Genomic DNA, 17,661 nt, shown 5'->3' with positions numbered 1-17,661 from the left:
GGGTTTTTTTATTTCCCGTTGTTTCCATGAACCACAGATGATCCACAAGGAAGAGTCCGATGAGCAAAGGATCGCCCATCAGCCCCTCGCTGATGGCCACCAAGTCCACTGGAGCCACCAAGGCTCCGGAACGCGCCGACCGGACGGCTGACCATGCCGCCGTCGTCGCCGACCTTGCTGCCGTCTCTCCTGTCCTTGGGCCGAACAAAGTTGTACCCCCAACGGTGATGACCGGCTCGCAAGCTATTGTCCGCTCGCTCGAAGAACTCGGCGTCGACGATATTTTCGGTTTGCCCGGTGGCGCGATCCTGCCCACCTATGACCCCTTGATGGCCTCCAGCATGAACCACGTGCTGGTCCGTCACGAACAGGGAGCCGGCCACGCCGCGCAAGGCTATGCCATGGTGACCGGGCGGGTAGGCGTCTGCATCGCCACCTCGGGCCCCGGCGCCACCAACCTCGTTACCGCCATCATGGATGCCCACATGGACTCCGTGCCGCTGGTTGCCATCACCGGGCAGGTCTCCAGTGGTGTCATTGGCACCGATGCTTTCCAGGAAGCCGACATCGTGGGCATCACGATGCCCATTACCAAGCACTCCTTCCTGGTGACCGACCCCAACGACATCCCGCACGTCATGGCCGAAGCGTTCCACCTCGCTTCCACCGGACGCCCCGGGCCCGTCCTGGTGGATGTGGCCAAGGACGCCCAGGTGGGGGAGATGACTTTCTCCTGGCCGCCCAAGGTGGACCTGCCCGGCTACCGGCCCGTGACCCGTGGCCACAACAAGCAGGTCCGCGAGGCAGCAAAGCTGATCGCCGCCTCCTCCAAGCCCGTGCTTTACGTGGGGGGCGGTGTGGTGAAGGCGCACGCCTCTGCCGAACTGCGTGCCCTGGCGGAAGCTACCGGAGCGCCGGTGGTCACCACCCTGATGGCCAAAGGTGCCTTCCCGGACTCGCACCCGCAGCACGTTGGAATGCCCGGCATGCACGGCAGCGTTTCCGCCGTGACTGCCCTGCAGCAGGCAGACCTCCTGATCACTCTGGGCGCGCGCTTCGACGACCGTGTCACCGGCGTGCTCAAGACGTTCGCGCCCATGGCCAAGGTGATCCACGCGGACATCGACCCGGCCGAAATCTCCAAAAACCGGCCCGCTGATGTCCCCATCGTTGGATCCGTCAAGGAGATCATCCCTGAGCTCACCGACGCAGTCCGGACCCAGTTCGAGGCCTCCGGCGTTCCGGACCTCACCACCTGGTGGGCCTTCCTTAACAACCTCAAGGAAACCTATCCTTTGGGCTGGACTGAACCGGAGGACGGCCTCACGGCCCCGCAGAAAGTCATCGAACGCATCGGCGCGCTGACCGGTCCCGAAGGGGTTTACGTAGCCGGTGTGGGCCAGCACCAGATGTGGGCCGCGCAGTTCATCAAGTACGAGCGCCCCCACGCATGGCTGAACTCCGGCGGGGCCGGCACCATGGGCTACGCCGTTCCGGCAGCGATGGGCGCCAAGGTAGGCGAGCCTGACCGTGTGGTTTGGGCGATCGACGGCGACGGCTGCTTCCAGATGACCAACCAGGAACTGGCCACCTGCGCGATCAACAACATCCCCATCAAGGTGGCTGTCATCAACAACTCCTCGCTGGGCATGGTGCGGCAGTGGCAGACACTCTTCTACGAGGGCCGCTACTCGAACACGGACCTGAACACCGGCCACGACACCGTCCGTATCCCGGACTTCGTCAAGCTGGGGGAGGCCTACGGCTGCGCCTCGTTCCGCTGCGAACGCGACGAGGACATCGACGCCACCATCCAGAAGGCCCTCGAAATTAACGACCGCCCTGTAGTCATCGACTTCGTTGTGAGCCCCAACTCCATGGTGTGGCCGATGGTGCCCGCCGGCGTGAGCAACGACCAGATCCAGGTTGCCCGCAACATGACCCCGGAATGGGAAGAAGAGGACTGACCATGAGCCGCCACACACTTTCCGTTCTGGTCGAAGACAAGCCCGGCGTCCTGACCAGGGTCGCCAGCCTCTTCGCGCGCCGTGCCTTCAACATCAACTCACTGGCAGTGGGCCCCACCGAGGTTCCGGGGATCTCCCGGATGACGGTGGTCGTCGACGCCGACGGCGACCTCATCGAGCAGGTCACCAAGCAGCTCAACAAACTGATCAACGTCATCAAAATTGTTGAGCTCACCTCTGAATCTTCCGTACAGCGAGACCACATCCTGGTCAAAGTACGTGCAGATGCCGCAACACGCCTGCAGGTAACCCAGGCTGCAGACCTGTTCCGCGCCGCCGTCGTCGACGTGTCCACAGACTCGTTGGTGATCGAGGCAACCGGTACCCCGGAGAAGCTCGCAGCCCTGCTTTCAGTGCTGGAGCCCTTCGGCATCCGCGAAATCGTGCAGTCCGGCACCCTGGCCGTTGGACGGGGATCCCGCTCCATGAGTGACCGGGCGCTGCGTTCCGCCTAGGCAATATGGCCTGGGCCGGACCTCCGCCCGTAACCGCAGCACCACACAACACACATCGAGAAAACCACTCAAGAGGAGTTACGCAAGTGACTGAAATGTTCTACGACGACGACGCCGACCTGTCGATCATCCAGGGTCGCAAGGTTGCCATTGTTGGCTACGGATCCCAGGGCCACGCCCACGCGCTCAACCTGCGCGATTCCGGCGTCGAAGTTGTTATTGCCCTTCAGGAGGGCTCACGGTCCAAGGCTAAGGCCGAAGACGCAGGCTTCACCGTCAAGGTCGTCGCCGACGCCGCCGAATGGGCCGACGTCATCATGATCCTGGCTCCGGACCAGCACCAGCGGTCCATCTACAACGAGTCCATCAAGGACAAGCTGGCGCCGGGCAAGGCACTGGCCTTCGCCCACGGCTTCAACATCCGCTTCGGGTACATCCAGGCGCCGGAGGGCGTTGACGTCATCCTCGTCGCCCCGAAGGCACCCGGCCACACCGTGCGCCGTGAATTCGAGGCCGGCCGTGGCATCCCGGACATTATCGCCGTTGAGCAGGACGCCTCCGGCTCCGCCTGGGACCTGGCGAAGTCCTACGCCAAGGCCATCGGCGGCACCCGCGCCGGCGTCATCAAGACCACCTTCACCGAAGAGACCGAAACCGACCTCTTCGGCGAGCAGGCTGTCCTCTGCGGCGGCGTATCCCAGCTGGTCCAGTACGGCTTCGAAACCCTGACCGAGGCCGGCTACCAGCCGCAGATCGCCTACTTCGAGGTGCTCCACGAGCTCAAGCTGATCGTTGACCTCATGTGGGAAGGCGGCATCGCCAAGCAGCGCTGGAGCGTCTCCGACACCGCAGAGTACGGCGACTACGTCTCCGGCCCGCGCGTCATCACCCCCGAGGTGAAGGAAAACATGAAGGCCGTCCTGGCCGACATTCAGTCCGGTGCCTTCGCCAAGCGCTTCATCGAGGACCAGGACAACGGCGGCATCGAGTTCAAGGAGCTGCGTGCCAAGGCTGAGCAGCACCCCATCGAGGCCGTGGGCCGCGAGCTCCGCTCTCTGTTCTCCTGGCAGCAGCAGGACGTGGACTACGTGGAAGGCTCAGCAGCCCGCTAAGGCTGTCTGCCGCCAACCACCCCTTGGGCACCGTGAGGCCGGGTTCACACTTAATAATGTGAGCCCGGCCTTTCCGTCGGCCTAGACTTGTTTCATCCCCAGGACTGCAACGCAGAGGATCAGCCGTGTCAAAACCCGTAGTACTGCTCGCCGAAGAACTTTCCCCCGCCACGATCGAGGCACTGGGCCCGGACTTCGAGATCCGCCAGACAGACGGCGCCGACCGTTCCCAGCTGCTCTCTGCCATCGGCGACGTTGACGCGATCCTGGTCCGTTCCGCCACCCAGGTCGATGCCGAGGCGATTGCCGCCGCTAAGAACCTCAAGGTCATCGCCCGCGCCGGTGTTGGCCTGGACAACGTGGACATCAAGGCCGCCACCCAGGCCGGCGTGATGGTGGTCAATGCCCCCACCTCCAACATCGTCTCCGCCGCCGAACTCACCGTTGGCCACATCCTCAGCCTGGCCCGCCACATTCCGCAGGCAAGCGCAGCCCTCAAGGACGGCGAGTGGAAGCGCTCCAAGTACACGGGCATCGAGCTCTTCGAGAAGAAGATTGGCATCATCGGCCTCGGCCGGATCGGTGCCCTCGTGGCTGCCCGCCTCAAGGGCTTCGACACCAAGATCCTCGCCTACGACCCCTACATCACCTCCGCCCGCGCAGCTCAGCTCGGCGTGCAGCTGGTAACGCTTGACGAACTCCTGGCCCAGGCCGACTTCATCACCATCCACATGCCCAAGACGCCTGAGACTGTGGGCATGCTGGGCGCGGATGCCTTCAAGAAGATGAAGAACACCGCGTACGTGGTGAACGTGGCCCGCGGCGGCCTCGTGGACGAAGAAGCCCTCTTCACGGCCCTGCAGGACGGGGAAATTGCCGGCGCCGGCGTCGACGTCTTCGCCAAGGAGCCCAGCACCGACCTGCCCTTCTTCAAGCTGGACAACGTGGTGGTCACGCCGCACCTGGGTGCCTCCACCGACGAGGCACAGGAAAAGGCCGGCGTTTCGGTTGCGAAGTCCGTCCGCCTGGCACTTGCCGGCGAGCTGGTTCCCGACGCCGTGAACGTCGCCGGCGGTGTCATCGCCCCCGACGTCCGCCCGGGCCTCCCGCTGATCGAGAAGCTCGGCCGCATCTTCACCGCCCTGACGCACGCCTCGCTGACGCAGTTCGACATCGAAGTGGCCGGCGAGATCTCCTCCCTTGACGTCAAGGTCCTGGAACTGGCCGCACTGAAGGGGATCTTCGCCGACGTCGTTACCGAGCAGGTGTCCTATGTCAACGCCCCGGTCATCGCTGAGCAGCGCGGCATCAATGTCCGCCTGATCACCACGCCGGAAACCGAGTCATACCGGAACGTCCTGACCCTGCGCGGCGCCCTGAGCGACGGCAGCCAGATCTCCGTGGCCGGCACCCTGACCGGACCCAAGCAGATCCAGAAGCTGGTGGGCATCAACGGGTTCGAAGTGGAAATCCCCATCAGTGAACACCTGGTGGTTGTGGCCTATACCGACCGTCCCGGCGTGGTGGGAACCATCGGGCACATCCTGGGCATGAACAACATCAACATCGCCGGCATGCAGGTTGCACGCTCGGACGAGGGCGGACAGGTGCTTGCGCTGCTCACCATCGACAGCTCCGTGCCCCAGCAGGTCCTGGATGCCATCAAGGCCGGCATTGGTGCCGAGATGGTTCGTGAAGTGGACCTGGAGGACTAGCCCACACCGAGGGAAACACCGAACCACCGGCCTCCCTTCGGCGAGTCCCGGGGAGGCCACGTATGATTGGCCGGTCTGCTTAAATTGGCTTGGTCCTGTTCCAGGACCCGGCCCGCAGGCCGGCCACTACCTTTTGCACATCCGTCCGTCATAGCCCATGTCCGCCTGGGGCGGACCCGAATGTGCGCACGCAATCCAGGTTCCAGGGAGCTCCATGAACGCCGTCCAGAGGTTCATCAGAAGCAGGGTGCTGCTGTTGACCGCGGCCATTCTGATCGCAGCCATGTGCTTGTCGGTCCTTGTCGAAAGCCAGTCGCAGGCTGCACTCAGCCGGACCGTGGACGAAAATTCACGGGGCCTGTACGACGTCCTGGTGCAGGCGAAAGCCCCCACCGGGGCGCTTTTGCAGCCGGAGATCGCCAACGGGACCGGGGGGATCAGCTTCGAACAGCTGGAGGCCATCAGGAAGTTGTCGGGAACCTCCGTGGCAGCACCCATCAGCCTGGTCTCGCGGGTGACCCAGAACCTCGAGGCGCCCCGCCTCGACGCCATGGACTACCTGGGCTACAACGCCGGGCTCGCCGGTACTGCGACCGCGGACCAGGCTGCCGGCGCCACGGCGCCGGACCAGTGGCCCGCCGCAGAATCGGTGCTGGGCGATGACACCAAAAAGTACCGGCTGACCGCCAGTGCAGTCAGTTCGGACGGTGTGTCCGAGCAGACCCTTTTCAAGTCCACGGCTGAAGGCACCCTTGGCAAAGCCCGCCTCGTGGAGGAGAAGGCGGCGGGCGGAACGAGCATCCGTATAGCCGCCCCCGGGGACGAAACCGGCATCAAGTTTCCGTCTCCTGCCGGTGGCTCCGAACACAACCTGTTCAATGTCTCCGTGTCGCTGCCCCTCGCCCCGGAAGTCACGGAATCCGTGGTGGCCGTCGATCCGGCCGCGGAACGTGCACTGCTGGGTTCAGCCGGCGATTTCCTTGCCCCACTGGAAAAGGCGCCGCCGGCCGACGCCCGTGACGCCGGAGCCATCGGTCGCTACTTTGAGGGTCTCTTCACCAACGGCATCCGCCTCGATGAGCTGGAGGAGGGGCCGGACTTCCTGGGCGTCAAGCTCAAGTACTGGGCGCCCCTGATGACCCAGTACCAGCAGGCCAAGCGGACCGGGCAGCTGACCGCCGACTCGCAGGCCATTCCGCTGATCGTGCGCTCAGGCACCTCCCTGGACCTGAAGTACAACGTCAAGATCGAGGAGATTGACGACGCCGGCAAGTTGGTCCAGGAGGTGGGCACCGTGTCCCGCTCACTGGACAAGGACTACCTTCCGTTCGTTTCGAAGGATCCGTTCGTCCTGTCCTGGCCCGGTTCCACAGACCATTCCTCCCTGCTCGGCGCAACAGGCAACTTCAACCAGGGCCTGTACACCCCGGCCGAATGGAGCACTGACTTCGCTGCCGCACCCCGCTACACCGACGGGGACACTGCCGCGAACGGCGCAGTGGACAAGGCAGCGGTGCCCGGTGAATGGGTGACCGTCAACCGGCTGCCCGAGAAGAGCGCCAACGGCGCCCCCGTTGACCAGACACAGCGCGAGCCCGTAGACGAGCGTGCCTACCGGGAGGACCTGGAAACAGGCAAAAAAACGGCAGCTCCGCTGGCCATGGTGTACGGCACGTTCGACCCCTCTGCAGTTGCTGCTGCCGCCGGGGACGTCAATAAGCTGCCCTTGGGCGGCTATGATCCCACCCCCATGACGCTGGTCAAGGATGCCGCCGGGAATGACGTTCCCGCCACCGAGCTGGAACCGTCCCTGAGTGCCACCGGACTCGCCAGCCAGTCGGCAGGCGCCATCACGGACTACTACGGCCTCGCCGCCGCCCGCGGCTACACCGAAAACGCGGCCGTCATCGACGCCGTCCGCGTCCGTGCGAAGGCGCCAGGCAGCTGGAAGGAGGCGCAGCCCGACGTCGAGCAGCTGGCCACCGACATCCGCGGGATGGGCCTCGAGGCCACCATCGTTGCCGGCTCGGCCCGCGAGGACGCCAGCATCTTCGTCCCCGGCTATACCAAGGACGACGCCGGCAAGGAGTCCGCCCTGGGCACCGTCCAGCAGTCGTGGGTCCGGCAGAACGCCGCTGACGCCGTCACCGGCTCACTGTCCGGCACCAACGTCACGCTGCTCTTCCTGACGCTCTGCGGCGCTGCCCTCCTCACCGGTGCATCCACCGTGAGCTACATCCGCAAGCGGCGGAGCGAGGCGGGAACCCTGAGGGCCATGGGCTGGACCCAGCGGCGGATCCGCAGCTGGGTGCTGGAAGAGTTCGGCGTCGGCGCCGTCCTGCTTGCCGTAGCGGGGGTCGTGCTGAGCCTGGTCAGCTGGAGCCTTGCCACAGCGCTGGTATGCGTCGCCGTCCTGGTGCTCTACGCGGCAGCCGCCCTCTTCGCGGCGCAGCAGCTGCGCCACAGGGACGTCATCGACCAGGAACCGCAGCATGACGAACGGCTGATCCAGGTGGATTCACCGCTGACCTTCGCCAACCGCCAGCTGAGCACCAACAAGTTCAACACCCTGTCGCTCGCCGTAGCGGTTGGTGTGTTCGGAGCAGCAGTCGGCGGTCTCATTGCCCTGCTCATCGACATCCCGCGCGCTGCCGGAGCCAGTGCACTGAGTGGATTGGCAGCCGCCGCCGTGGCAATGCCGAGCATCCTGTTGGCCCTTGCCGGAGTGGTGGTGGGCCTGGTGCTGACCCTGGTGACCGGACGCTTCGAACTTAATGCCAAGCGCCAGTACCTTGGCATCCTCCAGGCGATGGGCTGGAACCCGGACATGCTCCGCCAGGTCCGGCTGTTCGAGAATGCCCTGGTGGGAACCGTGGCCCTGCCGCTGGGCGTGCTGGGCGCCCTGGGCATCGGTCTGCTGCTGGCCCCCTATGCCGCGCTGTGGGCAGGCGTCGCCGGCCTTGTGGCTGTACTTTGCTGGATACCGATTGCAACGAAAGTAGTCCAATGACAAACCCGACGAACGTCCAGCGGAGCCGCAGGGGCGGCTCCGGCGAGGTTCCCCTGCAGACCCGCGCCAACACCATCGTCAAGGCGGCTGACCACGCCACCCCGCTGGAGCTGAGCGACATCACCATCCGCTACGGCGGCGGCAAGGGCGGGGCGGAGGCCGTCAGCGTGGTGGAGGGCTTCGACCTGACCCTGCACGCCGGCGAGATGCACTGCGTCGCCGGCCGAAGCGGCTCCGGCAAGACCAGCATCCTCACCGTCGGAGCGGGACTCACGCTGCCGACGTCGGGCCGCGTCTTTTGGGAAGGTGATTCCCTTGAAAGCATGGGCGATGACGAAATTGCCGACCGCCGTCGTGCGCTTATCGGCTACGTTGACCAGGGCGGCGCCCTGATCGACGGGATGAGCGCGCTGGAGAATGTTCTCCTCCCCGCCGTCCCGGACGGCGAAGTGGACCAGCGGCGGGACATGGCCAAGGACCTCCTGGACCTGGTTGGCCTGGGCCGCAGGATGCGGCACCGCCCGGCCCAGCTCTCCGGCGGCGAACGCCAGCGCGTTGCCATTGCCCGCGCCCTGATCCTGGGCACCCGGGTGCTGGTGGTGGACGAGCCGACGGCGAGCCTGGACCGTGCCTCCGCCAACCGCATCATCAGCATCCTGAAGGACACCACGTCGGACGGTATCGCCGTGTTGGTGGCCTCGCACGACCACGAACTGGTCCGGCTCAGCGACAGCCTGACTGAACTCATCTAGCCCGTCCCTCCGCACCGAAGGTAACGTCCTCCACGTGACTGCTTCAGAGAAAACGCCGTTTTACATCACCACGGCCATCACCTACCCCAACGGTGTGCCGCACATCGGCCACGCCTACGAGTACATAGCCACGGACGCCATGGCGCGCTTCAAGCGCCTTGACGGCTATGACGTGATGTTCCTGACCGGCACCGACGAGCACGGAATGAAGATTGCCCAGACGGCCGAGAAGGAAGGTGTAACGCCCAAGGAGCTCGTGGACCGTAACGCCGAGATCTACAAAGCTGCCCACGCAGCCCTTGGCATTACGTACGACCGCTTTATCCGCACCACCGATGCCGACCACTATGCCGCCTCGCAGGCGATCTGGAAGAAGATGGAGGCCAACGGCGATATCTACCTCTCCAAGTACGAAGGCTGGTATTCCGTCCGTGACGAGGCCTTCTACGGCGAAGATGACACTGTGGTGAAGGACGACGGCGTGCGGTACTCCAGGGAAACCGATACCGAGGTGACCTGGACCGCTGAGGAAAGCTACTTCTTCCGGCTCTCCGCGTACCAGGAAAAACTCCTTGCCCTCTACGAGGCCCAACCTGAATTCGGTGCGCCGCAGTACCGCTTCAACGAAGTCATCAGCTTCGTCAAACGTGGCCTGGAAGACCTTTCCATCAGCCGCACCACGTTCGACTGGGGAGTACCGGTTCCCGGCAATGACAAGCACGTGATGTATGTCTGGGTGGACGCCCTGACCAACTACCTGACAGGCGTGGGGTACCCGGACGTGGAGTCCGGGAAGTTCCGCAAGTACTGGCCCGCGGATGTCCACATCATCGGCAAGGACATCTCACGCTTCCACGCCATCTACTGGCCCGCCTTCCTCATGAGCGCGGGCCTGGAACTGCCCAAGCGGGTCATGATCCACGGCTTCCTGCACAACAACGGCGTAAAGATGTCCAAGTCGCTGGGCAACGTGGTGGCTCCGGCCGACTTCGTGGCCCAGTACGGCCTGGACCAGGTGCGTTTTTTCTTCCTCCGGGAAGTTCCCTTCGGCGCGGACGGCAGCTACAACCACGAGGCGATCGTGGGCCGGATGAACGCGGACCTTGCCAACAACTTTGGCAACCTGGCCCAGCGTTCCCTGTCCATGGTGGCCAAGAACTGCGACGGACGCGTTCCCGTTCCAGGACAATTCACGGCCGCTGACACTGCCATCCTTGCCCAGGCCGATGCCCTCCTTGACACTGCCCGTGCCGCCTTCGACAAGCAGGAGTTCAGCCGCGCCCTGGAAGCCATCTGGCATGTGCTGGGTGACACCAACGCCTACTTCGCTGAGCAGGCGCCCTGGGTGCTGCGGAAGACCGACGTCGAGCGCATGAATACCGTCCTGTACGTGACGCTGGAAGTTCTGCGGACCGTAGCCATCCTGTCGCAGCCGGTCATGCCGAACGCCACGGCCAAGCTCCTGGACGCACTGGGCCAGCCCGAAGGCGACGCCCGCCAGTTCAGCGCCATCGCCACGCGCATCGCTTCCGGTATCGAACTGCCGGCTCCTGCGCCTGTCTTTCCCAAGTACGAGGAGCCTGCGGAGGCTTAGTCCGGACGCTCTCTTACTTAACGCGGCTTTTCCGCGAACGCTCTTTCACCCCTGAACGGGAAGTGAGAGAGCGTTCGCCGTTTTCGCGCATCAACTGCAGGAGGGTTACCGCGCGTCCACAACCTGAGACGGCTTGACCAGCATATGGATCGCTTGGCTACCCTGAATCCATGAGCGCATCCTCCATTGATCTTGCAGTTATCCCCGGCGACGGCATTGGCCCCGAGGTGATTGCTGAGGCACTCAAAGTCCTTGAAAAGGCGGTGGCGGCTGAGGGTGCAGAACTCAAGCAGACCCACTACAAGCTCGGCGCCGAGCACTGGCTGGCCACGGGGGAGACCCTGCCGGACGAGGTCCTGGCGGATCTCCGGAGGCGGGACGCGATCCTGTTTGGCGCGGTGGGCGCTGCCCCCGGCGATACCCGCATTCCCTCCGGCATCATTGAGCGCGAGATGCTGCTCAAGCTCCGCTTCAGCCTTGACCACTACGTCAACCTGCGGCCCTCCCGGCTCTACGGAACCGTCGGCTCCCCGCTGGCCAACCCCGGCACCATCGACTTCATAGTGGTCCGAGAAGGCACTGAGGGGCCCTACGTGGGCAACGGCGGCACCCTGCGCGTCGGCACCCCGCAGGAGGTGGCGACCGAAGTCTCACTCAACACGGCCCACGGCGTGGAGCGCGTGGTCCGGGACGCCTTCCGCCGAGCCAGCGCCAGGGAACGCAAGCACGTCACCCTGGTACACAAGCACAACGTCCTGGTGTATGCCGGCCATCTGTGGAAGCGCACCGTCGAGGCAGTGGCACAGGAATTCCCCGAGGTTACCCACGACTACCTGCACGTGGACGCCGCCACCATCTTCATGGTCACGGACCCGTCCCGTTTCGATGTGATCGTCACCGATAACCTCTTTGGTGACATCCTCACCGACCTTGCCGCGGCCATCACCGGCGGCATCGGCCTTGCGGCATCCGGCAATATCAACATGGACCGTACGGCGCCGTCCATGTTTGAGCCGGTCCACGGTTCAGCCCCGGACATTGCCGGGCAGGGCAAAGCGGACCCCACGGCCGCCATCCTCTCCGCCGCCCTCCTGCTGGACCACCTCGGTTACGCTGCAGCGGCCCGCAGGATTGAAGCGGCAGTGGTTGCCGACGTCGAAAGGCGCGACGGCGGTGCACGCAGCACCAGTGCCATCGGCGACGCCATCGCCGCCGGGCTCTGACCCCGCGCCAGGGCCTCAGGCTAGGGGCGTAAGCTTGTCTCGAATCACCAAATGCCGCCCTGGTAGTTCAGCGCTGAACCCGGGGCGGCCGATCGTGGAGGAACCATGACTCAGACCGCCCCCGGCGTCGAATTCAGCCAGCAGCTATCGGCCAACCCGAAGTCTGCTGAAGAACGTGCAGCCATCCTGGCCAACCCGGGATTCGGCAACCACTTCACCGACCACACAGCGGTTGTTGACTACAGCGTGGACGAGCACGGCAACGGCGGCTGGCACAATGCCCGGATTGAAGCGTACGGACCGATTGTCCTGGACCCGTCCGCCGCGGTGCTGCACTACGGGCAGGAGATTTTCGAGGGACTCAAGGCTTATCGGCACGCGGACGGTTCCATCTGGTCCTTCCGCCCCGAAGCAAACGCGGCACGGCTGAACAAGTCCGCGCGCAGGCTCGCCCTTCCTGAACTGCCGGCCGAATACTTCCTCGGCGCAATCCGTGAGCTTGTCACTGCTGACAAGGAATGGGTCCCCAGCGGTGACGGCGAAGCCCTCTACCTGCGGCCGTTCATGATCGCCACCGAAGCCTTCCTGGGTGTGCGGGCTGCACGTGAGGTGTCCTTCCGGGTGATCGCCTCGCCGGCCGGCAACTACTTCGGCGGCGAACTGAAGCCTGTCTCCATTTGGATCTCACGCCAGTACGCACGGGCAGGCCGAGGCGGCACCGGCGATGCGAAGTGCGGCGGCAACTACGCTGCCTCGCTGATCGCCCAGCAGGAAGCTGAAGCCAACGGCTGCAAGCAGGTCCTCTTCCTTGATCAGTTCAACGACAACGCCGTTGAGGAGCTGGGCGGCATGAACGTCTTCTTCGTGCTGAAGGACGGCTCGCTGGTTACTCCGGCGCTCACCGGCACCATCCTGGAAGGCATCACCAGGATGTCCGTCATCCAGGTGGCCAAGGACATGGGCCGGGAGGTCACCGAGCGGAAGATCACCCTGGACGAATGGCGCGACGGCGTTGCCTCCGGCGACATCACCGAGGTCTTCGCCTGCGGTACGGCCGCCGTCATCACTCCGATCGGTGTCCTTAAGGACGCGACGGAGTTCATTGGTTCCGAGGACGCCAAGGCGGGGGAGACCACCATGGCCATCCGCGAGCAGCTGCTCGGCATCCAGACCGGAAGGCTCCCCGACACGCACGGCTGGCTGACGCGCCTGGCGTAGTCCAGCGCAATCCTGACGTACGACGGCGGCTGCCGGGCCAGGTCCCGGCGGCCGCCGTCCGTCAGCGGCGGGCGGCCGTCCGGGCGGCGATCTTGAGGGCCTTGCGGGACACTGGCTTCAGTGCCTCCGTGCCGCTTCTTCGGCAATCGCCCGGTTGCGGCGGACGTTCCGGTTGCCGGGACACCCGCGATCCAGCCGTCGATGCAAAGATGGGGTGGTGACTTCAGCTTCCGGTCCCGCCCTTCACCGCAGCTCCGCCCTGACGCAATCGATCCTGGCTCCCAATCCCGGGCCGATGAGCCTGGACGGAACCAACTCGTACGTGCTGCGGGCCCCGGGTCATCAAGGCGCCGTGGTGGTTGACCCAGGTCCACTCGACGAGGCCCATCTCAAGGCGCTGGCGGCCGCCGGCCCGGTAAAGCTGATCCTTGTTACGCACCGGCACGCAGACCACACCGCGGGCTCCAGCCGGCTGCGTGAACTGACGGGAGCTCCTGTCCGCGCCGCCGATCCCAACCACTGCCATGGCGGAGGGCACCCTCTTGTGGAAGGGGAAACCATCCTCGCGGCAGGACTGGAGATCCGGGTGATGGCAACTCCCGGCCACACCTCCGACTCAGTCTGCTTCCAGCTACCCGGCGACGGCCCGCACGGTTCGGTCCTGACCGGGGACACCATCCTGGGCCGCGGCACCACGATGCTCGACTATCCGGACGGCAGCCTGGGCGACTACCTGGCCTCGCTGGACACGCTTGAAGCCCTGGGCGAGGCGACCGTCCTGCCCGCGCACGGTCCCGCACTCACTTCGCTGACGGACATCGTCGGCAGTTACCGCAGCCACCGTCTCGACCGGCTGGGGCAGATCCGCGACGCCTTGGACCGGCTGGGCCAGGACGCAGCCGTCCGTGACGTCACCGACGCCGTCTATTCCGACGTCGACCCCTCCGTCCGGCGCGCCGCTGAAACTTCCGTTGCCGCGCAGCTCCACTACCTGCGCGGCGGGTCAGCACGGCACTAGCCGCGGCCGGGAGGCTGGGGGCAAGACGGTAGGGTAGGAGCCATGCGTATTGCCAGGTTTGTCGTCGATTCTGATCCCCTCTACGGTGTTGTCGAAGGTGAGACGGGCAGTGAGGAGATCACTGTCATCCACGGAGATCCCTTCTTCAGCGGCGTGGAGCGCACCTCCGTACGGCACAAGCTGGAGGACATCCGGCTGCTGGCCCCCATCATTCCCCGGAGCAAGGTGATCGGCGTGGGGCGCAACTTCGTGGAGCACGCGCGTGAACTCGGCAACGAAGTCCCCGCCCAGCCGCTCCTGTTCCTGAAGCCCAACACCGCCGTCGTCGGCCCCAACGATCCTGTTGTGCTGCCGGACTTCTCCGAGGAAGTCTCTTTCGAGGCGGAGCTGTGCGTAGTGATCGGCCGGATCTGCAAGGACGTGCCCGAGGACCGCGTGGACGACGTCATCTTCGGCTACACCTGCGGCAACGACCTCACCGCCCGGGACGTCCAGAAAACCGACCTGCAGTGGACCCGCGCCAAGGGCTTCGATACGTCTGCGCCGCTGGGGCCGTGGATTGAGACCGAGCTGGACACCGAGGACGTGCGGATCCAGGCCCGGCTCAACGGGGAGCTGCGGCAGGATGGAAATACCAGCCAGATGATCAGGGGAGTCCGCGAACTGGTGTCCATCGTCTCGCAGGCGTTCACACTCCTGCCGGGTGATGTCATCATGACCGGGACACCGGCTGGAGTTGGCCTGGTGAGCCCGGGGGACCGCATCGAGGTGGACATCGAAGGCATCGGCCGCCTGTCCAACCCCATCGTGCGCCGCTGACCCCGCGCCACCTGAACCACTGGCGGCAGACGGTAAAGTTGAAGCCACTATGACTACTGCTTCTGCGTCGAATGCTGCCTCCCTGCCCTCCATTTCCGCCGACACACCCGTGCGGGTCCGGTTCTGCCCTTCGCCTACCGGGACCCCGCACGTCGGGCTGGTCCGCACGGCGCTGTTCAACTGGGCCCATGCCAGGCACACCAAGGGCACGTTCGTCTTCCGGATCGAGGACACGGACGCGGCACGCGACTCGGAGGAGAGCTACGAGCAGCTGCTGGAAGCCTTGAAGTGGCTGGGCATCACCTGGGATGAGGGCGTGGAGGTTGGCGGTCCCCACGAGCCGTACCGGCAGTCGCAGCGCCTGGACCTCTACAAGGACGTGGTGGCCAAGCTGATCGAAGGCGGCTACGCCTACGAGTGCTACTCGTCGCCGGAGGAAGTGGAGGCGCGCCACCGGGCCGCCGGCCGCGACCCGAAGCTCGGCTACGACAACTTTGATCGCGACCTCAGCGAAGAGCAGGTGGCGGCCTTCAAGTCCGAGGGCCGGGAACCGGTGCTCCGCGTCCGGATGCCCGATGAGGACGTCACCTTCACCGACCTCGTCCGCGGCGAGATCACCTTCAAGGCCGGCAGCATCCCGGACTATGTCATTGTGCGCGCCGATGGTTCCCCGCTCTACACGCTGGTGAACCCCGTTGACGACGCCCTCATGGGCATCACCCATGTGCTGCGCGGGGAGGACCTGCTTTCCTCCACGCCGCGCCAGGTTGTCCTCATCCGGGCGCTCATGGAACTGGGCGTGGCACAGTACATGCCTGAATTCGGCCACCTTCCCTACGTGATGGGGGAGGGCAACAAGAAGCTGTCCAAGCGGGATCCGCAGTCCAACCTGTTCCTCCTGCGGGACCGGGGCTTCATCCCCGAGGGCCTCCTCAACTATCTGTCGCTGCTGGGCTGGAGCCTCTCCGCTGACGAGGACATCTTCACCGTGGACCAGCTCATCGAAAACTTCGACGTCCACGACGTGCTGGCCAACCCGGCGCGCTTCGACATCAAGAAGGCCGAGGCCATCAACGGCACCCACATCCGGATGCTCGCTTCAGAAGACTTCCGGGACCGGCTTGTGCCCTACCTGCGCACTGCCGGCTACGTGGGGGAGCAGCTCACGGCACGGCAGGAGAAGATTCTCACCGAGGCAGCTCCGCTGATCCAGGAACGCATCACTCTGCTGGGCGAGGCGCCGGAGATGCTCGGCTTTTTGTTCAAGGACGACGACGCAATCGACATCGCGGACGACGCCCGGAAGGGCCTGCCGGCCAACCTCGAGGAGGTGCTGGACGCGGCGATCACCGTCCTGGACGGTGTCCAGGACTGGACGGCCGAAGACATCCAGGCTGCCCTCAAGCAGGCGCTCGTGGAGGACCTGGGCCTGAAGCCCCGCCTCGCCTTCGGTCCGGTGCGGACGGCTGTTTCCGGCCGGCGCATTTCCCCGCCGCTGTTCGAGTCCATGGTGATCCTGGGCAGGGACTCCTCCCTCCGCAGGCTCCGGACCTTCCGCGGCTGATGACTGCGCCCGGCACCGCCACCTCCGCTGCTCTTTCCACCCGCTTCGGGATGGTGCGGGGGATCCTGTTCGACATCGATGACACGCTGGTGGATCTCGAATTTTCGATGACCACCGCCCTGCGGGAAGTCAGCGAGCACCTCCTGCCCGGCCTTGACCAGGCCGGGTGGGAGCGGTTCGGGCGCATTTTCACGCACGAAACCACACACTACTACGACCGTTATTTGGCGGGTGAGCTGACGTTCAACGAACAGCGCCTGCTGCGCGGCCGGGCTGCCCTGGGCCACTTCGGGGTCGAGTTGGCCGACGGTGAGCAATCGCATCAGTGGCTGACGGCCTACATGGAAAAACAGCCCGCGTACGTGAAGCCCTTTCCGGACGTGATGCCACTGCTGGACGTGCTGGACAGGGCGGGCATCCCCTATGGCGCCGTGAGCAACAACGTCCACGACTACCAGCGCGCGAAGCTCGACGGTGCCGGCCTTGAACGGGTGCGGCGCCTGGTGGGCACAGACACACTGGGCGTGGCCAAGCCGAATCCGGCCATCTACCTTGAAGGAGTCCGGCTGCTGGGCACGGCGCCTTTCGAGACCCTCTACGTGGGTGACAACCGCCTGCTGGACGCCGAGGGCTCGACGGCGGCCGGCCTCCTGGGCGTCTGGCTCAACCGGGCGGGGGAGCAGGTGGAGGGGTTCGACGGCGGCATGGTGGCCTCCCTGGACGAACTGGTCACCTAGATCACAGTGCTCCGATTTGTGCGGGCCGGAAGTGTCGGGTAAAGTAATTTCTCGTGCTGAGGCGCACGGAGCAGGGGAAAGCCCTTGAAAACCGGCCCGAAAGTGCCATTGGGATATGGTGTAATTGGCAACACTACGGTTTCTGGTACCGTCATTCTAGGTTCGAGTCCTGGTATCCCAGCTCTGGTTTGAGGACTGATTCGGTGTTCAGGACAGAAGGTTTCATGCGGTTCGCCGATTTGAAACCAGAGCGAAGTGTGTGAAACAATCACTGAGCTTGACCAGCGGAAACGCTGAAAAAGTACGGTAAAGTACACGGCCCCATCGTATAGCGGCCTAGTACGCCGCCCTCTCACGGCGGTAACGCGGGTTCGAATCCCGCTGGGGTCACCAAGGAAATGGTCCCGGGCAGGCGCC

13 protein-coding genes and 2 tRNA genes are annotated in these 17,661 nt (G+C 64.9%); all 15 read left to right on the top strand.

All coding sequences use genetic code 11. The annotated features are described in order from the left end of the window. Nucleotides 1–59: 59 nt before the first annotated feature. Nucleotides 60–1,967, top strand: coding sequence for an acetolactate synthase large subunit (locus FDW84_RS11405; RefSeq protein WP_138609506.1), 1,908 nt, complete (start codon nucleotides 60–62; stop codon nucleotides 1,965–1,967). Between the two features lie 2 nt (nucleotides 1,968–1,969). Continuing rightward, on the top strand, nucleotides 1,970–2,482 hold the full coding sequence (gene ilvN / locus FDW84_RS11400) for an acetolactate synthase small subunit (protein ID WP_009356538.1): 513 nt from the start codon (nucleotides 1,970–1,972) through the stop codon (nucleotides 2,480–2,482). Nucleotides 2,483–2,568: 86 nt separating this feature from the next. Further along, nucleotides 2,569–3,594, top strand: a complete 1,026-nt coding sequence (ilvC, locus tag FDW84_RS11395; RefSeq protein ID WP_138609504.1) for a ketol-acid reductoisomerase — start codon at nucleotides 2,569–2,571, stop codon at nucleotides 3,592–3,594. A gap of 125 nt (nucleotides 3,595–3,719) precedes the next feature. After that, nucleotides 3,720–5,309, top strand: coding sequence for a phosphoglycerate dehydrogenase (gene serA, locus FDW84_RS11390; protein ID WP_138609502.1), 1,590 nt, complete (start codon nucleotides 3,720–3,722; stop codon nucleotides 5,307–5,309). A 214-nt stretch (nucleotides 5,310–5,523) separates the two neighbouring features. Beyond that, entirely contained in the window at nucleotides 5,524–8,319 is a 2,796-nt protein-coding gene (locus FDW84_RS11385; protein ID WP_138609500.1) for an ABC transporter permease, read from the top strand. Next, entirely contained in the window at nucleotides 8,316–9,071 is a 756-nt protein-coding gene (locus tag FDW84_RS11380) for an ABC transporter ATP-binding protein (protein ID WP_091721010.1), read from the top strand. The genes FDW84_RS11385 and FDW84_RS11380 overlap by 4 nt, the downstream gene beginning before the upstream one ends. A 34-nt stretch (nucleotides 9,072–9,105) precedes the next feature. Next, nucleotides 9,106–10,665, top strand: coding sequence for a methionine--tRNA ligase (gene metG / locus FDW84_RS11375; protein WP_138609498.1), 1,560 nt, complete (start codon nucleotides 9,106–9,108; stop codon nucleotides 10,663–10,665). Nucleotides 10,666–10,835: 170 nt separating this feature from the next. After that, nucleotides 10,836–11,888: a 3-isopropylmalate dehydrogenase gene (locus FDW84_RS11370; protein ID WP_138609496.1), complete on the top strand. Its 1,053-nt coding sequence runs from the start codon at nucleotides 10,836–10,838 to the stop codon at nucleotides 11,886–11,888. Between the two features lie 105 nt (nucleotides 11,889–11,993). Next, nucleotides 11,994–13,106, top strand: coding sequence for a branched-chain amino acid aminotransferase (locus FDW84_RS11365; RefSeq protein WP_138609494.1), 1,113 nt, complete (start codon nucleotides 11,994–11,996; stop codon nucleotides 13,104–13,106). Nucleotides 13,107–13,323: 217 nt separating this feature from the next. Then, nucleotides 13,324–14,124 (top strand): MBL fold metallo-hydrolase, encoded by an 801-nt coding sequence (locus FDW84_RS11360; RefSeq protein ID WP_138609492.1) that lies wholly within the window; start codon nucleotides 13,324–13,326, stop codon nucleotides 14,122–14,124. A gap of 42 nt (nucleotides 14,125–14,166) precedes the next feature. Next, entirely contained in the window at nucleotides 14,167–14,943 is a 777-nt protein-coding gene (locus FDW84_RS11355; protein ID WP_138609490.1) for a fumarylacetoacetate hydrolase family protein, read from the top strand. Between the two features lie 49 nt (nucleotides 14,944–14,992). Next, nucleotides 14,993–16,507, top strand: coding sequence for a glutamate--tRNA ligase (gltX, locus tag FDW84_RS11350; RefSeq protein ID WP_138609488.1), 1,515 nt, complete (start codon nucleotides 14,993–14,995; stop codon nucleotides 16,505–16,507). Further along, nucleotides 16,507–17,244: an HAD family hydrolase gene (locus FDW84_RS11345; protein WP_138609486.1), complete on the top strand. Its 738-nt coding sequence runs from the start codon at nucleotides 16,507–16,509 to the stop codon at nucleotides 17,242–17,244. The genes gltX and FDW84_RS11345 overlap by 1 nt, the downstream gene beginning before the upstream one ends. A gap of 109 nt (nucleotides 17,245–17,353) precedes the next feature. Beyond that, nucleotides 17,354–17,425: transfer RNA gene (locus FDW84_RS11340), tRNA-Gln, on the top strand. Between the two features lie 136 nt (nucleotides 17,426–17,561). Continuing rightward, a tRNA-Glu gene (locus FDW84_RS11335) sits at nucleotides 17,562–17,637 on the top strand. Nucleotides 17,638–17,661: the final 24 nt, after the last annotated feature.

The organism is Pseudarthrobacter sp. NamE5 (assembly GCF_005796225.1).
GTDB lineage: Bacteria > Actinomycetota > Actinomycetes > Actinomycetales > Micrococcaceae > Arthrobacter.
This window is presented reverse-complemented; position numbering and strand designations above follow the sequence as displayed.